General features: G+C 63.7%; 10 protein-coding genes. 6 read left to right on the plus strand and 4 right to left on the minus strand.

Going from position 1 to position 15,874, the window contains the following annotated elements:
- Positions 1 to 139: 139 nt before the first annotated feature.
- Genes ACE103_RS31950 through ACE103_RS31960 form a run of 3 tightly spaced genes read left to right on the plus strand, consistent with a single transcriptional unit; the run spans position 140 to position 4,808 of the window.
- A complete protein-coding gene (locus tag ACE103_RS31950) occupies positions 140 to 1,939 on the plus strand; it encodes an FAD-dependent oxidoreductase (protein WP_375776285.1) in 1,800 nt (599 codons plus the stop codon).
- Positions 1,909 to 3,756 (plus strand): 2-oxoacid:acceptor oxidoreductase subunit alpha, encoded by a 1,848-nt coding sequence (locus ACE103_RS31955; protein ID WP_375776286.1) that lies wholly within the window; start codon positions 1,909 to 1,911, stop codon positions 3,754 to 3,756. The genes ACE103_RS31950 and ACE103_RS31955 overlap by 31 nt, the downstream gene beginning before the upstream one ends.
- Positions 3,753 to 4,808 carry a 2-oxoacid:ferredoxin oxidoreductase subunit beta gene (locus ACE103_RS31960; protein WP_375776287.1) on the plus strand — a complete coding sequence of 352 codons (1,056 nt, stop codon included), beginning with the start codon at positions 3,753 to 3,755 and terminating at the stop codon, positions 4,806 to 4,808. Before ACE103_RS31955 ends, ACE103_RS31960 begins: the two co-directional genes overlap by 4 nt.
- A gap of 63 nt (positions 4,809 to 4,871) precedes the next feature.
- Here the strand turns inward: ACE103_RS31960 and ACE103_RS31965 are convergent, their stop codons facing one another.
- The 4 genes from ACE103_RS31965 to ACE103_RS31980 all read right to left on the minus strand — a co-directional run bounded on the left by ACE103_RS31965 (position 4,872) and on the right by ACE103_RS31980 (position 11,195).
- Positions 4,872 to 6,062, minus strand: coding sequence for an ABC transporter substrate-binding protein (locus tag ACE103_RS31965; RefSeq protein ID WP_375776288.1), 1,191 nt, complete (start codon positions 6,060 to 6,062; stop codon positions 4,872 to 4,874).
- A 259-nt stretch (positions 6,063 to 6,321) separates the two neighbouring features.
- The gene (locus tag ACE103_RS31970; RefSeq protein WP_375776289.1) at positions 6,322 to 7,866 is read right to left on the minus strand and encodes a SpoVR family protein; all 1,545 of its coding nucleotides are present in this window, start codon (positions 7,864 to 7,866) and stop codon (positions 6,322 to 6,324) included.
- A gap of 4 nt (positions 7,867 to 7,870) precedes the next feature.
- Complete coding sequence (locus tag ACE103_RS31975; protein ID WP_375781225.1) at positions 7,871 to 9,139, minus strand: YeaH/YhbH family protein; 1,269 nt, start codon at positions 9,137 to 9,139, stop codon at positions 7,871 to 7,873.
- A 112-nt stretch (positions 9,140 to 9,251) separates the two neighbouring features.
- Positions 9,252 to 11,195 carry a PrkA family serine protein kinase gene (locus ACE103_RS31980; protein WP_092116153.1) on the minus strand — a complete coding sequence of 648 codons (1,944 nt, stop codon included), beginning with the start codon at positions 11,193 to 11,195 and terminating at the stop codon, positions 9,252 to 9,254.
- Positions 11,196 to 11,693: 498 nt separating this feature from the next.
- Here ACE103_RS31980 and ACE103_RS31985 point away from each other — a divergent pair, with 498 nt between their 5' ends.
- The 3 genes from ACE103_RS31985 to ACE103_RS31995 all read left to right on the plus strand — a co-directional run bounded on the left by ACE103_RS31985 (position 11,694) and on the right by ACE103_RS31995 (position 15,864).
- Complete coding sequence (locus tag ACE103_RS31985) at positions 11,694 to 12,311, plus strand: hypothetical protein (RefSeq protein WP_375776290.1); 618 nt, start codon at positions 11,694 to 11,696, stop codon at positions 12,309 to 12,311.
- Between the two features lie 41 nt (positions 12,312 to 12,352).
- Positions 12,353 to 12,802, plus strand: a complete 450-nt coding sequence (locus tag ACE103_RS31990; RefSeq protein ID WP_375776291.1) for a DsrE family protein — start codon at positions 12,353 to 12,355, stop codon at positions 12,800 to 12,802.
- A gap of 215 nt (positions 12,803 to 13,017) precedes the next feature.
- The gene (locus ACE103_RS31995; protein ID WP_375776292.1) at positions 13,018 to 15,864 is read left to right on the plus strand and encodes a bifunctional transaldolase/phosoglucose isomerase; all 2,847 of its coding nucleotides are present in this window, start codon (positions 13,018 to 13,020) and stop codon (positions 15,862 to 15,864) included.
- Positions 15,865 to 15,874 lie beyond the last annotated feature (10 nt).

The following is a 15,874-nucleotide window of genomic DNA, read 5'->3' on the forward strand; positions in this document are numbered from 1 at the left end:
AGCCTTTGCGTTCTCTGGAACGGCTCTAATAAGATAAGCCTATGATCCAATTCAAAAACCAGAACAACGCCACGTGAGCGTTCGTCGTCAACGATAAGGCCGCGCGGGCAGGCATTTTTCGCGCGGGTCAAAGGTAGGAATGAAACCGACTGATATCTCGGCGCCGGATTACTTTCATAAAGTAGTCGATTGCCAATGGGCTTGTCCCGCACACACCCCCGTTCCCGAGTACATCCGGTTGATTGCTGAGGGGCGTTACAGCGACGCTTACATGATCAATTGGAAGTCCAACGTGTTCCCCGGGATTCTCGGGCGCACCTGTGACCGTCCCTGCGAGCCGGCGTGCCGCCGCGGGCGGGTCGAGGACACTCCGGTCGCGATCTGCCGCCTGAAGCGCGTCGCCGCCGACTTCAAGGACGACATCAAGGACCGTCTGCCGAAGCCGGGACCGAAGAACGGCAAGCGCATCGCGCTGGTCGGCGGCGGCCCTGCCTCGCTTGCGGTGGCGCGCGATCTCGTCCCGCTCGGCTATCACTGCACCGTGTTCGACGGCGATCCCAAGGCCGGCGGCATGATGCGCAGCCAGATTCCGAAATTCCGCCTGCCCGACAGCGTGATCGACGAGGAGACCGACTACATCCTCAACCTCGGCGTCGAGTTCAAGGGCGGCCAGCGCGTCGACAGCCTGAAGCAGCTGATGGCCGAGAACTATGACGCGATCTTCGTCGGCTCCGGCGCGCCGCGCGGCCGCGAGCTCGACATTCCCGGCCGCAAGGAGGCCGCCGCCAACATCCATATCGGCATCGAGTGGCTGTCCAACGTGTCGTTCGGCCATGTCGACAAGATCGGCCGCCGCGTCATCGTGCTCGGCGGCGGCAACACCGCGATGGATTGCTGCCGCACCGCGCGCCGCCTCGGCGGCGAGAGCGTCAAGGTGATCGTCCGCTCCGGCTTCGAGGAAATGAAGGCGTCGCCGTGGGAGAAGGAAGACGCGCTGCACGAGGACATCCCGATCCTCAACTTCATGGTGCCGGTGGCGTTCAAGCATGTGGCCGGCAAGCTGATTGGCGTCACTTTCCAGAAGGTGAAGGCGGAGTACGACGCCAAGGGCCGGCGCAATCTGGTGCCCTCGGGCGAGCCTGACGAGACCGTGTCCTGCGACGATGTGCTCGTTGCGGTCGGCCAGGAGAATGCGTTCCCCTGGATCGAAGCCGATTGCGGCATCGAATTCGACAAGTGGCACATGCCGAAGGTCGACCCAAAGACGTTCGTCTCGACCAACCCGAAGGTGTTCTTCGGCGGCGACGCGGCGTTCGGGCCGAAGAACATCATCTGGGCGGTGGCGCACGGCCATGATGCCGCGCTGTCGATCCACCGGATGCTGTCCGGCGAGGACATCACCGAGCGCCCGCTGCCCGAGGTGCACGTCTCCTCGCAGAAGATGGGCATCCACGAGTGGAGCTATGACAACGACATCTCCGCCGACAAGCGCTTCAAGGTGCCGCATCGCGACAAGGTGATCGCGCTGAAGGACATCCGCACCGAAGTCGAGCTCGGTTACGACCTCAAGCTCGCGCTCGGCGAGGCGCAGCGCTGCCTGAACTGCGACGTGCAGACGGTGTTCGCCGCGCCGCTCTGCATCGAATGCGACGCCTGCGTCGACATCTGTCCGATGGACTGCATCACCTTCACCGAGAACGGTGAAGAAGATGACGTGCGGCAGCGCCTGAAAGCTCCCTCGCCGCATCACGATCAGGCGCTCTACGTCTCCGGCGACCTGAAGACCGGCCGCGTCATGGTGAAAGACGAAGACGTCTGCCTGCATTGCGGACTGTGTGCCGAGCGCTGCCCGACCGGCGCCTGGGACATGCAGAAGTACCTCATCGATATGGTTCAAGCGGGATCAACATGTCAGTCCAAAGCCCGATCAGCAGCGTAAACGACTTCGTCGTCCGCTTTGCCAACGTCAACGGTTCGGGCTCGGCCTCCGCCAACGAACTGTTCGCGCGCTCGATCCTGCGCCACGGCGTGCCGGTGTCACCACGCAACATCTTCCCCTCCAACATCCAGGGCCTGCCAACCTGGTATGAGGTGCGCGTCACCGAAGACGGCCATCTCGGCGCCCGCGGCGGCGTCGACATGATGGTGGCGATGAACCCGCAGACCTGGGACAAGGACGTCGCCTCGATCGAGCCCGGCGGCTATCTGTTCTACGATTCGACCAAGCCGATGCCGACGTCGAAATTCCGCGAGGACATCACGGTGATCGGCGTGCCGCTGACCGCGATCACCAACTCGACTTACACCGATCCCAGGCAGCGCCAGCTGTTCAAGAACATCATCTATCTCGGCGCGCTCTGCGCGCTGCTCGACCTCGATCCCAAGGTCGTCGAACAGCTGATCGGCGAGCAGTACAAGGGCAAGGAGAAGCTGCTCTCCTCCAACGTCCATGCGCTGCATCTCGGCCGCGACTGGGCGCTGCAGAATCTGAAATGCCCGGTCGGGCTCCGGGTGAAGAAGTCCGACAAGGTCGGCGATCGCATCTTCGTGGAAGGCAACAGCGCCGCGGCGCTCGGCGCCGTCTATGGCGGCGCCACCGTGTGCGCCTGGTATCCGATCACGCCGTCATCATCGGTAGCGGAAGCCTTCACCAGCCACTGCAAGAAGTATCGCCACGATCCGGAGACCGGCAAGGCGAAATACGCCATCGTGCAGGGCGAGGACGAACTCGCCTCGATCGGCATCGTGATCGGCGCCTCCTGGAACGGCGCGCGGGCCTTCACCGCGACCTCGGGTCCGGGCATCTCGCTGATGACCGAGTTCATCGGCCTGTCCTACTTCGCCGAGATCCCGGCCGTGATCATGAACATCCAGCGCGCCGGCCCCTCGACCGGCATGCCGACCCGCACCCAGCAATGCGACGTGATCGCCTGCGCCTATGCCTCGCATGGCGACACCAAGCACGTGCTGCTGTTCCCGGAAGATCCGGCGGAAGCGTTCGAGTTCGCCGCCGCCGCCTTCGATCTCGCCGAGCGGCTGCAGACCACGATCTTCCTGATGCTCGATCTCGACATCGGGATGAATCATCGGCTGTGCCGCCCGCTGAAGTGGGACGACGCCAAGCAATACGACCGCGGCAAGGTGATGACGGCGGAGATGCTCGAGGAAGGCCGCGACTTCGGCCGCTATCTCGACGTCGACGGCGACGGCATCCCGTATCGCACCTATCCCGGAACGCATCCGACCAAGGGTTCCTACTTCACCCGAGGCACCTCGCGCGACCGCTACGCGCGCTATTCCGAGGAAGGCGCTGTTTACGCCGACAACATGCAGCGCCTGGTGCGCAAGTTCGAGACCGCGCAGGACATGGTGCCGCGGCCGCTGCAGGCCAATGCAGCGAAGCCGACCAAGGTTGGCGTGCTCTATTTCGGCTCGACCTCGCCCGCGATGGACGAGGCGATCGGGATCCTGGAGGCGCGCGGCCATCAGCTCGACCGCATGCGCATCCGCGCCTTCCCGTTCCACTCCAGCGTCGCGAGCTTCATCGCCGATCACGACTTCGTCTACGTGGTCGAGCAGAACCGCGACGCACAGCTCCGTCAGCTGATCGTCAACGAGAACGGCATCGACCCGGTGCGGCTGGTGCCGATCCTGCACTATGACGGCACGCCGATCACCGCGCGCTTCATCGCCAACGCGATCGGCGACCACCAGGATCATCTCAAGGTGACCCCTCTCCGCAAGGCCGTGACATGACCTACATTGCAAAGCCGAAGTTTCATCATCCCGGCCTGAAGAAGAACGAGCTGGGCTATACCCATCGCGACTACGAGGGCAAGATCTCGACCCTGTGCGCCGGCTGCGGCCACGATTCGATCACCGCCTCGATCATCGAAGCCTGTTACGAGCTCTCGATCGAGCCGCATCGCGTCGCGAAGATTTCCGGCATCGGCTGCTCGTCGAAGACGCCGGACTATTTCCTCGGCAATTCGCACGGCTTCAACTCGGTGCACGGCCGCATGCCGTCTGTGCTGACCGGCGCCAATCTCGCCAACCGCGACCTGATCTATCTCGGCGTCTCCGGCGACGGCGATTCCGCCTCGATCGGCTTCGGCCAGTTCGCGCATTCGATCCGGCGCGCCGTCAACATGACGTACATCGTCGAGAACAACGGCGTGTACGGCCTGACCAAGGGCCAGTTCTCGGCGACCGCCGACCGTGGCTCGAAGTCGAAGAAGGGCGTCACCAACACCGACAACGCAATCGACCTGGTCGCGATCGCGCTGCAGTTGGGCGCCACCTTCGTCGCGCGCAGCTTCTCCGGCGACAAGACGCAATTGGTTCCCTTGATTGCCGCTGCGATCCGCCACAAGGGCGCCTCCTTCATCGACGTGATCAGCCCCTGCATCGCCTTCAACAACCACGCCGGCTCGACCAAGAGCTTCGACTATGTCCGCGAGCACAATGACGCGGTGAACCGCCTCGACGTGCTGGTCGGCCGCGAGCCGATCAGCGTCGACTATGCGCCCGGCACCGTGCAGGTGGTCGAGCAGCATGACGGCTCCCGGCTCGCGCTGCGCAAGCTCGACGCCGACTACGATCCGCACGATCGGCTCGGAGCACAGACCTTCCTGCAGAAGCACGCGGCCAAGGGCCAGATCGTCACCGGGCTGCTTTACGTCGATCCGGATGCCGAGGATCTGCACACCCATCTCGACACCGTCGAGACGCCGCTCAACACGATGGATGAGAAGGCGCTCTGCCCCGGCTCAGCCGTGCTCGACAAGATCAACGCCAGCCTGCGCTGACGTTCAATTCGGTTTCGAATCGGGCCTCCTGGCACTGCCAAGAGGCCCGATTTCTGTTTGGAGCTACTTGTCGCTCAGGACGTCGCCGAACAGCGCCCAGGACTTGCCGTCGAACCGAGCCATCTGGATCTGGCGGATCGGCGTCACATTGTCGGGCTCGGTCTGCACCTTGATGCCCGGTAGCAGCATCGGCAGTTCGAGCGGCTTCAGATTGGTCGCCTGCTTGATGATGTTGTCGCGGCTGTAATCGCCGTTGCAGTTCTTCAGCACCGCCGTCATGACCTGCGCGACGGTGTAGCCCTGCACGTTGAAGAGGTCGCCCGGGCTCGCATTCGGCTGATACTTCTTCATCCAGGCCGAGAACTTCTGCTGCGCCGGATCGTCGGCCCAGCGCGGGTCGGTCGGGTCCTTCAGATAGAGCCCGGTCACCACACCGATGACGTTCTCGAGCCCGGCGGGTTCAAGCACCGCGGAGACCGAGTTCGAGACGGTCGGCAGGATGGTGAGCGGCTTCCAGCCCATGCTCGCCGCCTTGCGCAGCGCTTGCGCCGCGAATTTCGGCGTCGCTTCGGCGAAAAACACGTCGGCACCGGACTCCCGCATCGTCACCATCTGGGAATCGATAGTCGGATCGGTCGTCAGGTACGTGGTCTCCGCCACGATCTGGCCGACATGCTCGCCGAGTCCGTCCTTGAAGCCCCTGAGATAGTCCTTGCCGGCGTCTTCGTTCGGCGTGATGACGGCGATCTTCGCGTCCGGCTTGGTCTTCAGGATGTACTTTGCATAGAGCCGGCCCTCGAGCTCGTAGGTCGGATTGAAGCCGACCGTCCACGGGAACTGCTTCGGATCGTTCCAGCGCGTCGCGCCGGAGGACACGAACAGCTGAGGCACGTGCTTGATGTTCAGATATTTCTGCACGGAGATGTTGGGCGCCGTGCCGACCGCGCTGAAGATCGCGAGCGCCTCATCCTGCTCGACCAGCTTGCGGGTCTGCTCGACGGTCTTCGACGGCGAATAGGCGTCGTCGAGACTCTCGAACTCGATCTTGCGGCCGCCAATGCCGCCCTGGTCGTTGAGCATCTGGAAGTACGCGGCTTCGGCGCGTGCGATCGTGCCGTAGGCGGACGCCGGGCCGCTATACGGTGCGGTGTTTCCGATTCTGAACGCGGGATCGGCTGCAGCGGACAGCGAGATCGACAAGGCCGTGAGCGCGGTGAAGGCGAGAAAGCCCGCCAGGCGAGAGCGAGTTGACAAGAGCATATCCTTTTCTTGGTTTTCTTGACGCGGCGCACCTTATCAATCGCGCCCGCGCAGGCAATCACCAAGAGGACTGCAATGAGATTTCCGCATGCCGGCAATCACGTTCGCGCGTGGAACATCATGCGATTCAAGATCCGGAATGTTGCCGGGATGTTCGCGATGCGAGCCTTCGATGGACACGAAGGTTCATCATGCAAGACTCGCCTTCCGCGCGGCGGTGCACGCCGCGCTCATGTCAGCGAGAACGTTATCCTCAGGCAGCGACCGCAGCCGCGCGCGGGCTGACGACGTATTCCTTCAGCACCTTGTCGGTACCGTCGAGTTCGGTGAGTGCCACGTCGTAGGACCACAGATCGGCGAGATGCTGCAGCACGCGCCGCGTGTCGGTCTCGTTGAGCTGCGCGCCCTTCACGGTGGTGTGACGCAGCATCAGGCGGCGGTCGCCGTCGAGATCGACATCGACGACCTCGATATTGGCATCGACGAAGCCGACATCGTATTGCCGCGCCAGCTCGCGGCGCACCCGGCGGTAGCCACGCTCGTCATGGATCGCATCGACCTTGATGCCCTGGCTTTCGGCGGGGTCGTCGTGCAGGTGGAACATGCGGAAGCGCCGGATCAGCGCCGGGCTGAGGAACTGGTTGATGAAGCTCTCGTCGCGGTAGTTGCTCCAGATCTCGCGCAGCACGCCCTCGACGTCGCCCTTGCCGGCGATATCGGGGAACCAGGCGCGGTCCTCGTCCTCCGGAGTCTTCACGATCCGCTCGATGTCCTGCATCATGGCAAAGCCGAGCGCGTATGGATTGAAGCCGGAATAGCGGCGATCGTCGAACTCGGGCTGAAACACCACATTGGTGTGCGACTGCAGGAATTCGAGGAAATTGCCGTCGGTGATCCGGCCCTGCTGATGCAGCCGGCTCATGATGCGGTAATGGACGTAGGTCGCGGTGCCCTCGTTCATCACCTTGGTCTGGCCCTGCGGGTAGAAGTACTGCGCGATGTGACGCACGATGCGAATGAGCTCGCGCTGCCAGCCTTGCAGGCGCGGCGCGGTCTTCTCGAGGAAGTAGAGGATGTTCTCCTGCGGCAGACCGAGCAGCGCGCGGCGCCGCTCGGCAGTGAGCGTCGCCTTGCTCTTGGCCTTGGTGTTCGGCACCGTCCGCCACAGATCGTTGAACACCGCTTCCTCGTGCTGCCGGCGCTCGCCGGCGCGCTTTTCCTCGGCGCGCAGGTCGAGCGTCTTCTTTCCGGGATAGCGGTCGACGCCATGCGACATCAGCGCATGGGCGGCATCGAGCGTTCGCTCCACCGTCTCGCGGCCATGACGATCCTCGCAGACCGCGATGTAGCCCTTGGCGAATTCGAGATAATCGAGGATGCCTTCGGCGTCGGTCCACTGCTTGAACAGATAGTTGTTCTTGAAGAAATGATTGTGGCCGAACGCCGCGTGCGCGATCACCAGCGTCTGCATCGTCGCGGTGTTTTCCTCCATCAAATAGGAGATGCACGGCGAGGAGTTGATCACGATCTCATAGGCGAGGCCCATGAGGCCCTTGCGATAGGACGCTTCCTGGAAGGCGAACTGCTTGCCGAACGACCAGTGCTTGTAGAACAGCGGCATGCCGACCGACGAATAGGCGTCGAGCATCTGCTCCGCGGTGATCACCTCGATCTGGTTGGGATAGACGTCGAGCCCGAGTTCCTTGCGCGCGACCTCCTCGCAGGCGTCGTGAATTCGCTGCAGCGTCGGAAAATCCCAGTCGGCGCCATCGAACAGCAGTTCGCCGGAAGACCCCATTAAACTATACCCTTTCCTGACTGGTGCGCCGCTTGAACAGGTCCTGGAACACCGGGAAGATCTCGCCGCGCTCGCTCACCTTGCGCATCGACAGCGGCTGGCCCTCGTTGCGCAGCCGCTCATAGAGCGTCCAGAGCGAGGAGTCCGGCATGTCGAAGGTGTAGTTGGCGGCCTCACCGACCTCGAGATAAGCGAAGAACTGGCAGACCGGCAGGATCTTGTCGGTCAGGAGATGCCCGGTCACCCCGCTGTCGGAGGTCATGTTGTCGCCGTCCGAAGCCTGCGCGGCGTAGATGTTCCAGTCGGCGGGACGGAAGCGGGTTCGAACGATGTCGTGCATCGCAACTAGCGCGCTCGACACCAGCGTGCCGCCGGACGCCGGTCCATGGAAGAACGTATCCTCGTCCACCTCCTCGGCGCGGTCGGTGTGCCGGATGAACACGATCTCGACGTGCTTGTAGCGCCGCTTCAGGAAGACGTAGAGCAGCATGTAGAACCGCTTCGCCAGATCCTTCATGTGCTCGGACATCGAGCCCGAGACGTCCATCAGGCAGAACATCACCGCCTGCGCCACCGGCTTCGGCACCGTCTCGAAGCGGCGATAGCGGATGTCGATCGGATCGATGAACGGAATCCGCTTGACCTTGGCCTTCAGCGCTTCGAGTTGCGCCAGCAATTCGCGACGCCGCGTCTCGTCGTCGCATTCCGCAAGCTCGGCCTCGAGCGCCTCGACCTCGTCCTTGCGCGGCCGGCGCAGCGCCACACGGCGCGCCAGCGCCCGGCTCACCGTGCGGCTGATCGAGATGTTGGCGGGCGAGCCGGAGGTCGCATAGCCCGCGCGCCGGATGCCCTCGCTCTCGGTTTCCGCGAGCTTGCGCTTGGCGAGATCAGGCAGTTCGAGGTCGTCGAGGAAGAGGTCGACGAACTCCTCGCGGCTGAGCACGAAGCGGAAGGCGTCCTCGCTGTCGCCCTCACCCGCGCCCGCGCCCTTGGCGCCGCTCTGGTTCGGGCGCTGCAGCCAGTCGCCCTCGACGAATTTCTTGTTGCCGGGCAGCACCATGTCACGCGTGCCGCCCTCGCGCCGGAACCGCGGCTCATCCATGCCGTCCAGCGGGATGGTCACCTCGCCGCCCTCCAGGACATCCTTGATGTCCCGGTCCTGCGACGACTTCTTGACGGCTCCCTGCACCAGCGCCTTGGCGCGCCGCAGGAAGCGCTGGCGATTCTCCAGGCTCTTGCTACCCGGGTTCAGCCGCCGATCGACGATATGCATGACCACGTTGCATCTGCCTCACGCCGGATGCGATCATGACCAGTCGCATCGCATTTTTATTAGACGGAACGAGACGAGACGGAAAGCCGCTGCCGGCTTTCCGGATCGTGCACTAGCCGGCCTGCTTCACCCGCATGTACCACTCGACGAGCCGTCGGACCTGGCGCTCGGTATAACCGCGCTCCACCATTCGCTCGACGAACTCGCCGTGCTTCTTCTCAGTCTCGCCGTCCTTCTTGGAGCCGAACGAGATGACCGGAAGCAGATCCTCGACCTGCGAGAATATCCGCTTTTCGATCACGTCGCGAACCTTTTCGTAGGAGGTCCAGCTCGGGTTCTTGCCGTTGTTGTGCGCCCGCGAACGCAGCGAGAACTTGACGACCTCGTTGCGGAAATCCTTCGGGTTGGCGATGCCGGCCGGCTTCTCGATCTTTGTGAGCTCCTGGTTCAGTAGCTCACGGTTCATCAGCTGGCCGGTGTCGGGATCCTTGAAGTCCTGATCCTCGATCCAGGCGTCGGCATAGTCGACATAGCGGTCGAACAGGTTCTGGCCGTAGTCGGAGTAGGATTCCAGATAGGCCTTCTGGATCTCGTTGCCGATGAACTCGGCATAGCGCGGCGCGAGGTCGGCCTTGATGAATTCGAGATAGCGCTTCTCGGTCTCGTCAGGCAGCTGCTCGCGGCGGATCGCCATCTCCAGCACATACATCAGATGCACTGCGTCGGCGCCGACCTCGGTGGTGTCGTGATTGAAGGTCGAAGCCAGCACCTTGAAGGCAAAGCGGGTGGAGACGCCGTCCATGCCCTCGTCGACGCCGGCTGCGTCCTTGTATTCCTGCACGCTGCGCGCCTTCGGATCGGACTCCTTCAGGCTCTCGCCGTCATAGACCCGCATCTTGCCGAACAGCGTCGAGTTCTCGTGCTTGCGTAGCCGCGACATCACCGAGAAGCGGGCCAGCGTTTCCAGCGTGGCCGGCGCGCACGGCGCGGCGGCAAGCTCGGAGGTCTGGATCAGCTTCTCGTAGATCTTCTGCTCCTCGGTGACCCGCAGGCAGTACGGGACCTTGATGACGCAGATGCGGTCGATGAAGGCCTCGTTGTTCTTGTTGGTCTTGAAGCTCTGCCACTCGGCTTCGTTCGAGTGCGCGAGGATGATGCCGGTGAACGGGATCGCACCGATGTTCTCCGTGCCGATGTAGTTGCCCTCCTGCGTCGCGGTCAGCAGCGGGTGCAGCATCTTGATCGGCGCCTTGAACATTTCGACGAACTCAAGCACGCCCTGATTGGCGCGGTTGAGGCCGCCGGAATAGCTGTAGGCGTCCGGGTCGTTCTGGGCGTAGGTCTCGAGCTTGCGGATGTCGACCTTGCCGACCAGCGAGGAGATGTCCTGGTTGTTCTCGTCACCGGGCTCGGTCTTGGCGACCGCGATCTGGCGCAGCCGCGAGGGCTGGATGCGCGCGACGCGGAATTGCGAGATGTCGCCGCCGAAGGCCTCGAGCCGCTTGTAGGCCCAGGGCGACATCAGCCCGCTCAGCCGGCGGCGCGGAATGCCGTACTTCTCCTCGATCATCGGCCCAAGCTGCTCGGGGTCGAACAGCCCGAGCGGGCTCTCGAACACCGGCGACAGCTCGTCGCCCGCCTTCAGCACGTAGATCGGATGAATTTCCATCAGTGCCTTGATGCGCTCGGCGAGCGACGACTTGCCGCCGCCGACCGGTCCGAGCAAATAGAGGATCTGCTTGCGTTCCTCGAGGCCCTGTGCGGCGTGACGGAAGAAGCCGACCAGACGCTCGATCGTATCCTCCATGCCGAAGAAGCCGGCGAAGGCCGGATACGACCTGATCGTACGGTTCAAAAAGATACGGCCAAGGCGTGGGTCCTTGGCCGTGTCGATCATCTGGGGCTCACCGATTGCCGCTAATAACCGCTCGGCCGCATTGGCATATCGCATCGGATCGCTTCGACACGACTCCAGATACTCGGCCATCGACATGTCGGTCTGGCTTCGCGCTTCAAACGACCTTGCGAAGGCGTTGAACAAAGAATCGTTGTACATGATCCCTCTCTCCACGATATGTATCGCCGCACGACTGACACGAGTCGCAACCAGAGCATCCTAGGATCGAATCAGCGTCGGCACGCTGGGCTCATTGGACACTCGACCGACTCATTTCGGCAATGCACGGCGCGTGCAGCCTCTGCCTTATCAACAGGCAGGAAGCTTAATGGTTCATCAATATCCCCTTGTTTTTGGTGTCTGTAACCCCCTCGCCACATCCGTGGTTTACCGGGGCCCAGGCTTCCGAAGCGGACATCCGACCGGGGCAACTTCCCCGTCCGGCGATGAACGTTGGCTTCCCTGAAAAGGTGTGACTGTCCTGCCTTGGCGTCAAGATGTGCACGTCACAGACTCGCATGAACAAACTGTCAGGCAAGGTTGAACGTGCCTCCTTGTCGCCGCGACTAAGGCAACGAGCCCGCGCAGTTCCACGCGGCACCATTGCCGCGCTGTAAAGATGACACCTTGAAGGCGCGGGCTATTCCCGGGGCGGTCATGAAGCAGACGTTCCTTGTTGTCGCACTTGCCGCCGCAGCCTGCGCCGGCGCGGCGTTAACTGTTCAGGCGCAGGAAGCCGTCGACAAGACCAAGGCGGCCGCCTTCGACAACAGGATGTTCGCAGGCCCGCCCGACGCGAAAGCCTATGCCTGCTTCGTGCGGCGATACGATGCAAATCATCTGGCGCAGCATCCGAAGCAGAAGGTCAGCGCGATGAAGCTGCTCATCGCCGCGGAAGATGCGCCGGAGGACAAGACCACCAACTACTCGTTCCGGCTCGGCGTCAGCTACCGCCATCGTCCCGGCAATTTCGACTCCAGCGGCTACTGCAACCATGCGATCGCGACCGAATCCGGACCCGAGATACGCTTCGAATGCAGCGTGGATTGCGAGGGCGGCGGTATCAGCGTGGCGTTGTCGAAGGACGACAAATCCGCGATCGCGCGCCTGAGCAGCATCAGGATGTGGAATCGCAACAAGCCCGACGATGACGCGGCCGAAGCGCTGCTCGCCGGCGCCGACGACAAGATCTTTCGCGTCGATCGGGCGGGCTTGAGCGAATGCGCCGAACTTGTGACCGACCGCAAGGAACTCGCTGCGCTCCGCCACAAGTGATAGGTTTTGCGCCGATCAACAATCATTGCGCGAGGGACGCCATGCACCGACGCAGCATCCTGTGGGGCACGCTCTCGGCGATCGGCGCGGCCTTCGCAGCATCGCGGGCGAACGCCGCTACTGAGACCCCACCACCGGGAAAGCTGAAGGTGGTCTATCACCTCGACGACCTCGGCAAGGTCAATTTCGTCATCGGCAACATCCAGAACCATCTCGACGGCGTCGGCGGCCCCGGCAATGTGACGATCGCGCTCGTGGTCCACGGCCAGGCGCTGAAGGCGTTTCATACGGCAGCCGCCAATCCCGACCTGTCGAAGCATGTCAGGCAGCTCACGAAGGACGGGATTGAACTCGCCGCCTGCGCCAACACCATGAAAACGCAGAACATCGGCCTGAAAGACCTGCTCCCCGGCTTCGTCGCCGCCGAGCGCGGCGGCGTGGTCCACCTCGCCGAGCTGCAATCCCAGGGCTACCTCTACCTGCGGCCCTGACGCGCGGTCGCGCCGCAACGCGTCATAAAAATGTGCCGAGATCGGGGTCTGCTTGCACACGTTCCGAGGGGATCGAACTGTTGTGAATGGCGTTATCCCCTTGGAATGCTGATAGTCCGCCCCGGGCCCCCAGCCATGTTGACAATCCCCCTCCACCCCCGAAAGCTGCCCGGGAACCCAAAAATCGACCCTCGATCGAACGAGAACAGGCACCCATGAACCCCGTCAAAGCACTCGAAAATCACCGCCAGGCCGTCTGGCTGGACTTCCTTGCCCGCGGCTTCGTCGCCAACGGCGACCTGAAGCGGCTGATCGAGACCGACGGCGTCAAAGGCGTGACGTCCAACCCCTCGATCTTCGAGAAGGCGATCGGCAGCTCGGACGAGTATGACGGGGCGATCGGCCAGGCCCTCAAGAAGGGCGACCGCTCGGTCGCCGACCTGTTCGAGCATCTTGCCGTCGTGGACATCCAGCACGCCGCCGACGTGCTGCGCCCGGTCTACGACCACAGCCATGGCGGCGACGGCTTCGTCAGCCTCGAAGTGTCGCCCTATCTCGCCATGGACACCAAGGGCACGATCGTGGAGGCCGAGCGGCTCTGGAAGGACGTCCACCGCAAGAACCTGATGGTCAAGGTGCCGGCGACGCCGGAGGGCCTGCCGGCGATCGAGTACCTGATCGGCGAAGGCATCAGCATCAACATCACGCTGCTGTTCTCGCAGAAAGTCTATCGCCAGGTCGCGGAAGCCTATCTCAAGGGCCTGGAGAAGTACGTCGCCAAGGGCGGCGATCCCTCCCATGTGGCAAGCGTCGCCAGCTTCTTCGTCAGCCGCATCGACTCGGCCGTCGACAAGCAGCTCGACGAGAAGATCGCGCGCGCCAACGACCCGTCCGAGAAGGAGCGGCTTGCCGCACTGAAGGGCAAGGTCGCGATCGCCAACGCAAAGCTCGCCTACCAGGACTACAAGCGCCTGTTCTCGGGCCCGCGCTGGGACAAGCTCACGGCCAAGGGCGCCAAGCCGCAGCGGCTGCTGTGGGCGTCGACCGGCACCAAGAACAAGGACTACAGCGACGTGCTCTATGTCGAGGAGCTGATCGGCCCCGACACCGTCAACACCGTGCCGCCGGCAACGCTCGACGCGTTCCGCGACCACGGCAAGGTCCGCGATAGCCTCGAGGAGAATGTCGAGGACGCCCGCCACGTGCTGGAGGAGCTGGAGAAGTCCGGCATCTCGCTCGATGCGATCACCGAAGAGCTGGTCAAGGACGGCGTCAAGCTGTTCGCCGACGCGGCCGACAAGCTGTACGGCGCGGTCGCCCACAAGCGCGCCACCTCGCTCGGCGGTGGCATCGACCATCAGAAGCTGGCGCTCGGCGCCGGCATCGAGAAGGCGGTCGAGAAAAGCACCGAGGAATGGCGCGCGTCGGCCAAGATCCGAAGGCTCTGGCACAAGGACAAGTCGGTCTGGACCGGCGATGACGAGGACAAATGGCTGGGCTGGCTCACCAGCGCCGCCTCTGCCGACGTCGCCGACTACGAGGATTTCGCGGCGCGCGTGAAGGGACAGAACTTCACCGACGCCGTCGTGCTCGGCATGGGCGGCTCGAGCCTCGGGCCGGAGGTGCTGGCGCAGACCTTCCCGCACAGATCCGGCTTCCCGCGGCTGCACGTGCTCGACTCCACCGATCCGGCCCAGGTGCGCGCGATGGAGGAGTATGTCGACATCGCCAAGACGCTGTTCATCGTCTCCTCCAAATCCGGCGGCACCACCGAGCCGAACGTGATGAAGGACTATTTCTTCGACCGGGTGGCCAAGGCGATCGGCAAGGACAAGGCCGGCCACCGCTTCATCGCGGTGACCGATCCCGGCTCGTCGCTGCAGAAAGTCGCGATCAAGCAGGGCTTTGCCCGCATCTTCTACGGCGACCCTGCGATCGGCGGCCGCTATTCCGTGCTGTCGCCGTTCGGCCTGGTTCCGGCCGCGGCCGCGGGCATCGACGTCCGCAGCCTGCTCGGCCATACGCTCGCCATGGTGCGCTCCTGCGGCGCCGACGTGCCGCCTCAGGAAAACCCGGGCGTCCAGCTCGGGCTGGCGATGGGTATCGCCGGGCTCGAAGGCCGCGACAAGGTGACGATCTTCGCTTCGCCTGACGTCGCCGATTTCGGCGCCTGGGCCGAGCAATTGATCGCGGAATCGACCGGCAAGGACGGCAAGGGCCTGATCCCGATCGAGGGCGAGACCATCGGCGACGCCGCAGTCTACGGCAACGACCGCTTCTTCATCGACCTCCGCACCGAGGGCGAGCACGACGCCGCGCATGAGGCCAAGCTCGCCGCGCTCGAGGCCGCCGGCCATCCCGTGGTCCGGATCGTGATGAAATCGATCGACCATATCGGCCAGGAGTTCTTCCGGTTCGAGATCGCGACCGCGGTGGCAGGCTCGATCCTCGGCATCAACCCGTTCAACCAGCCCGACGTCGAGGCCGCCAAGATCAAGACGCGCGAGCTGACGGCGGCGTTCGAGAAGACCGGATCGCTGCCGGCCGAGCAGCCGGTGGTGTCGGCGGATGGAGTCGAACTCTATACCGACGCGCAGAACGCCGGGGAATTGCGCAAGGCCGGCGCCAATGGCGACCTCAATTCCTGGATCAAGGCCCACCTCTCGCGCTCCGACCGCGGCGACTATGTCGCCCTGCTCGCCTATATCGAGCGCGACGGCGACACCATCGACGCCATGCAGGCGATGCGGCTCAAGGTGCGCGACGCGAAACACCTTGCGACCTGCGCCGAGTTCGGCCCGCGCTTCCTGCATTCGACAGGACAGGCCTACAAGGGCGGGCCCGACAGCGGCGTGTTCCTGCAGGTCACGACCGACGACAGCAAGGACCTGGCGGTGCCCGGCCAGAAGGCGAGCTTCGGCGTCATCAAGGCGGCGCAGGCGCGCGGCGATTTCGACGTGCTCACCGAGCGCGGCCGGCGGGCGCTGCGCGTTCATCTCAAGGGCGACCTCACCTCCGGGCTTGCGGCACTCGATGCCGCGATCTCGGCCGCACTGAACTGACGGAGGCGAG

Source organism: Bradyrhizobium sp. ma5, assembly GCF_042258955.1.
Lineage (GTDB): Bacteria > Pseudomonadota > Alphaproteobacteria > Rhizobiales > Xanthobacteraceae > Bradyrhizobium.

Coding starts and splice junctions, on each gene's coding strand:
- ACE103_RS31950 (WP_375776285.1), top strand. CDS start 140: ATGAAACCGACTGATATCTCGGCGCCGGATTACTTTCATAAAGTAGTC.
- ACE103_RS31955 (WP_375776286.1), top strand. CDS start 1,909: ATGTCAGTCCAAAGCCCGATCAGCAGCGTAAACGACTTCGTCGTCCGC.
- ACE103_RS31960 (WP_375776287.1), top strand. CDS start 3,753: ATGACCTACATTGCAAAGCCGAAGTTTCATCATCCCGGCCTGAAGAAG.
- ACE103_RS31970 (WP_375776289.1), bottom strand. CDS start 7,866: ATGGGGTCTTCCGGCGAACTGCTGTTCGATGGCGCCGACTGGGATTTT.
- ACE103_RS31975 (WP_375781225.1), bottom strand. CDS start 9,139: ATGCATATCGTCGATCGGCGGCTGAACCCGGGTAGCAAGAGCCTGGAG.
- ACE103_RS31980 (WP_092116153.1), bottom strand. CDS start 11,195: ATGTACAACGATTCTTTGTTCAACGCCTTCGCAAGGTCGTTTGAAGCG.
- ACE103_RS31985 (WP_375776290.1), top strand. CDS start 11,694: ATGAAGCAGACGTTCCTTGTTGTCGCACTTGCCGCCGCAGCCTGCGCC.
- ACE103_RS31990 (WP_375776291.1), top strand. CDS start 12,353: ATGCACCGACGCAGCATCCTGTGGGGCACGCTCTCGGCGATCGGCGCG.
- ACE103_RS31995 (WP_375776292.1), top strand. CDS start 13,018: ATGAACCCCGTCAAAGCACTCGAAAATCACCGCCAGGCCGTCTGGCTG.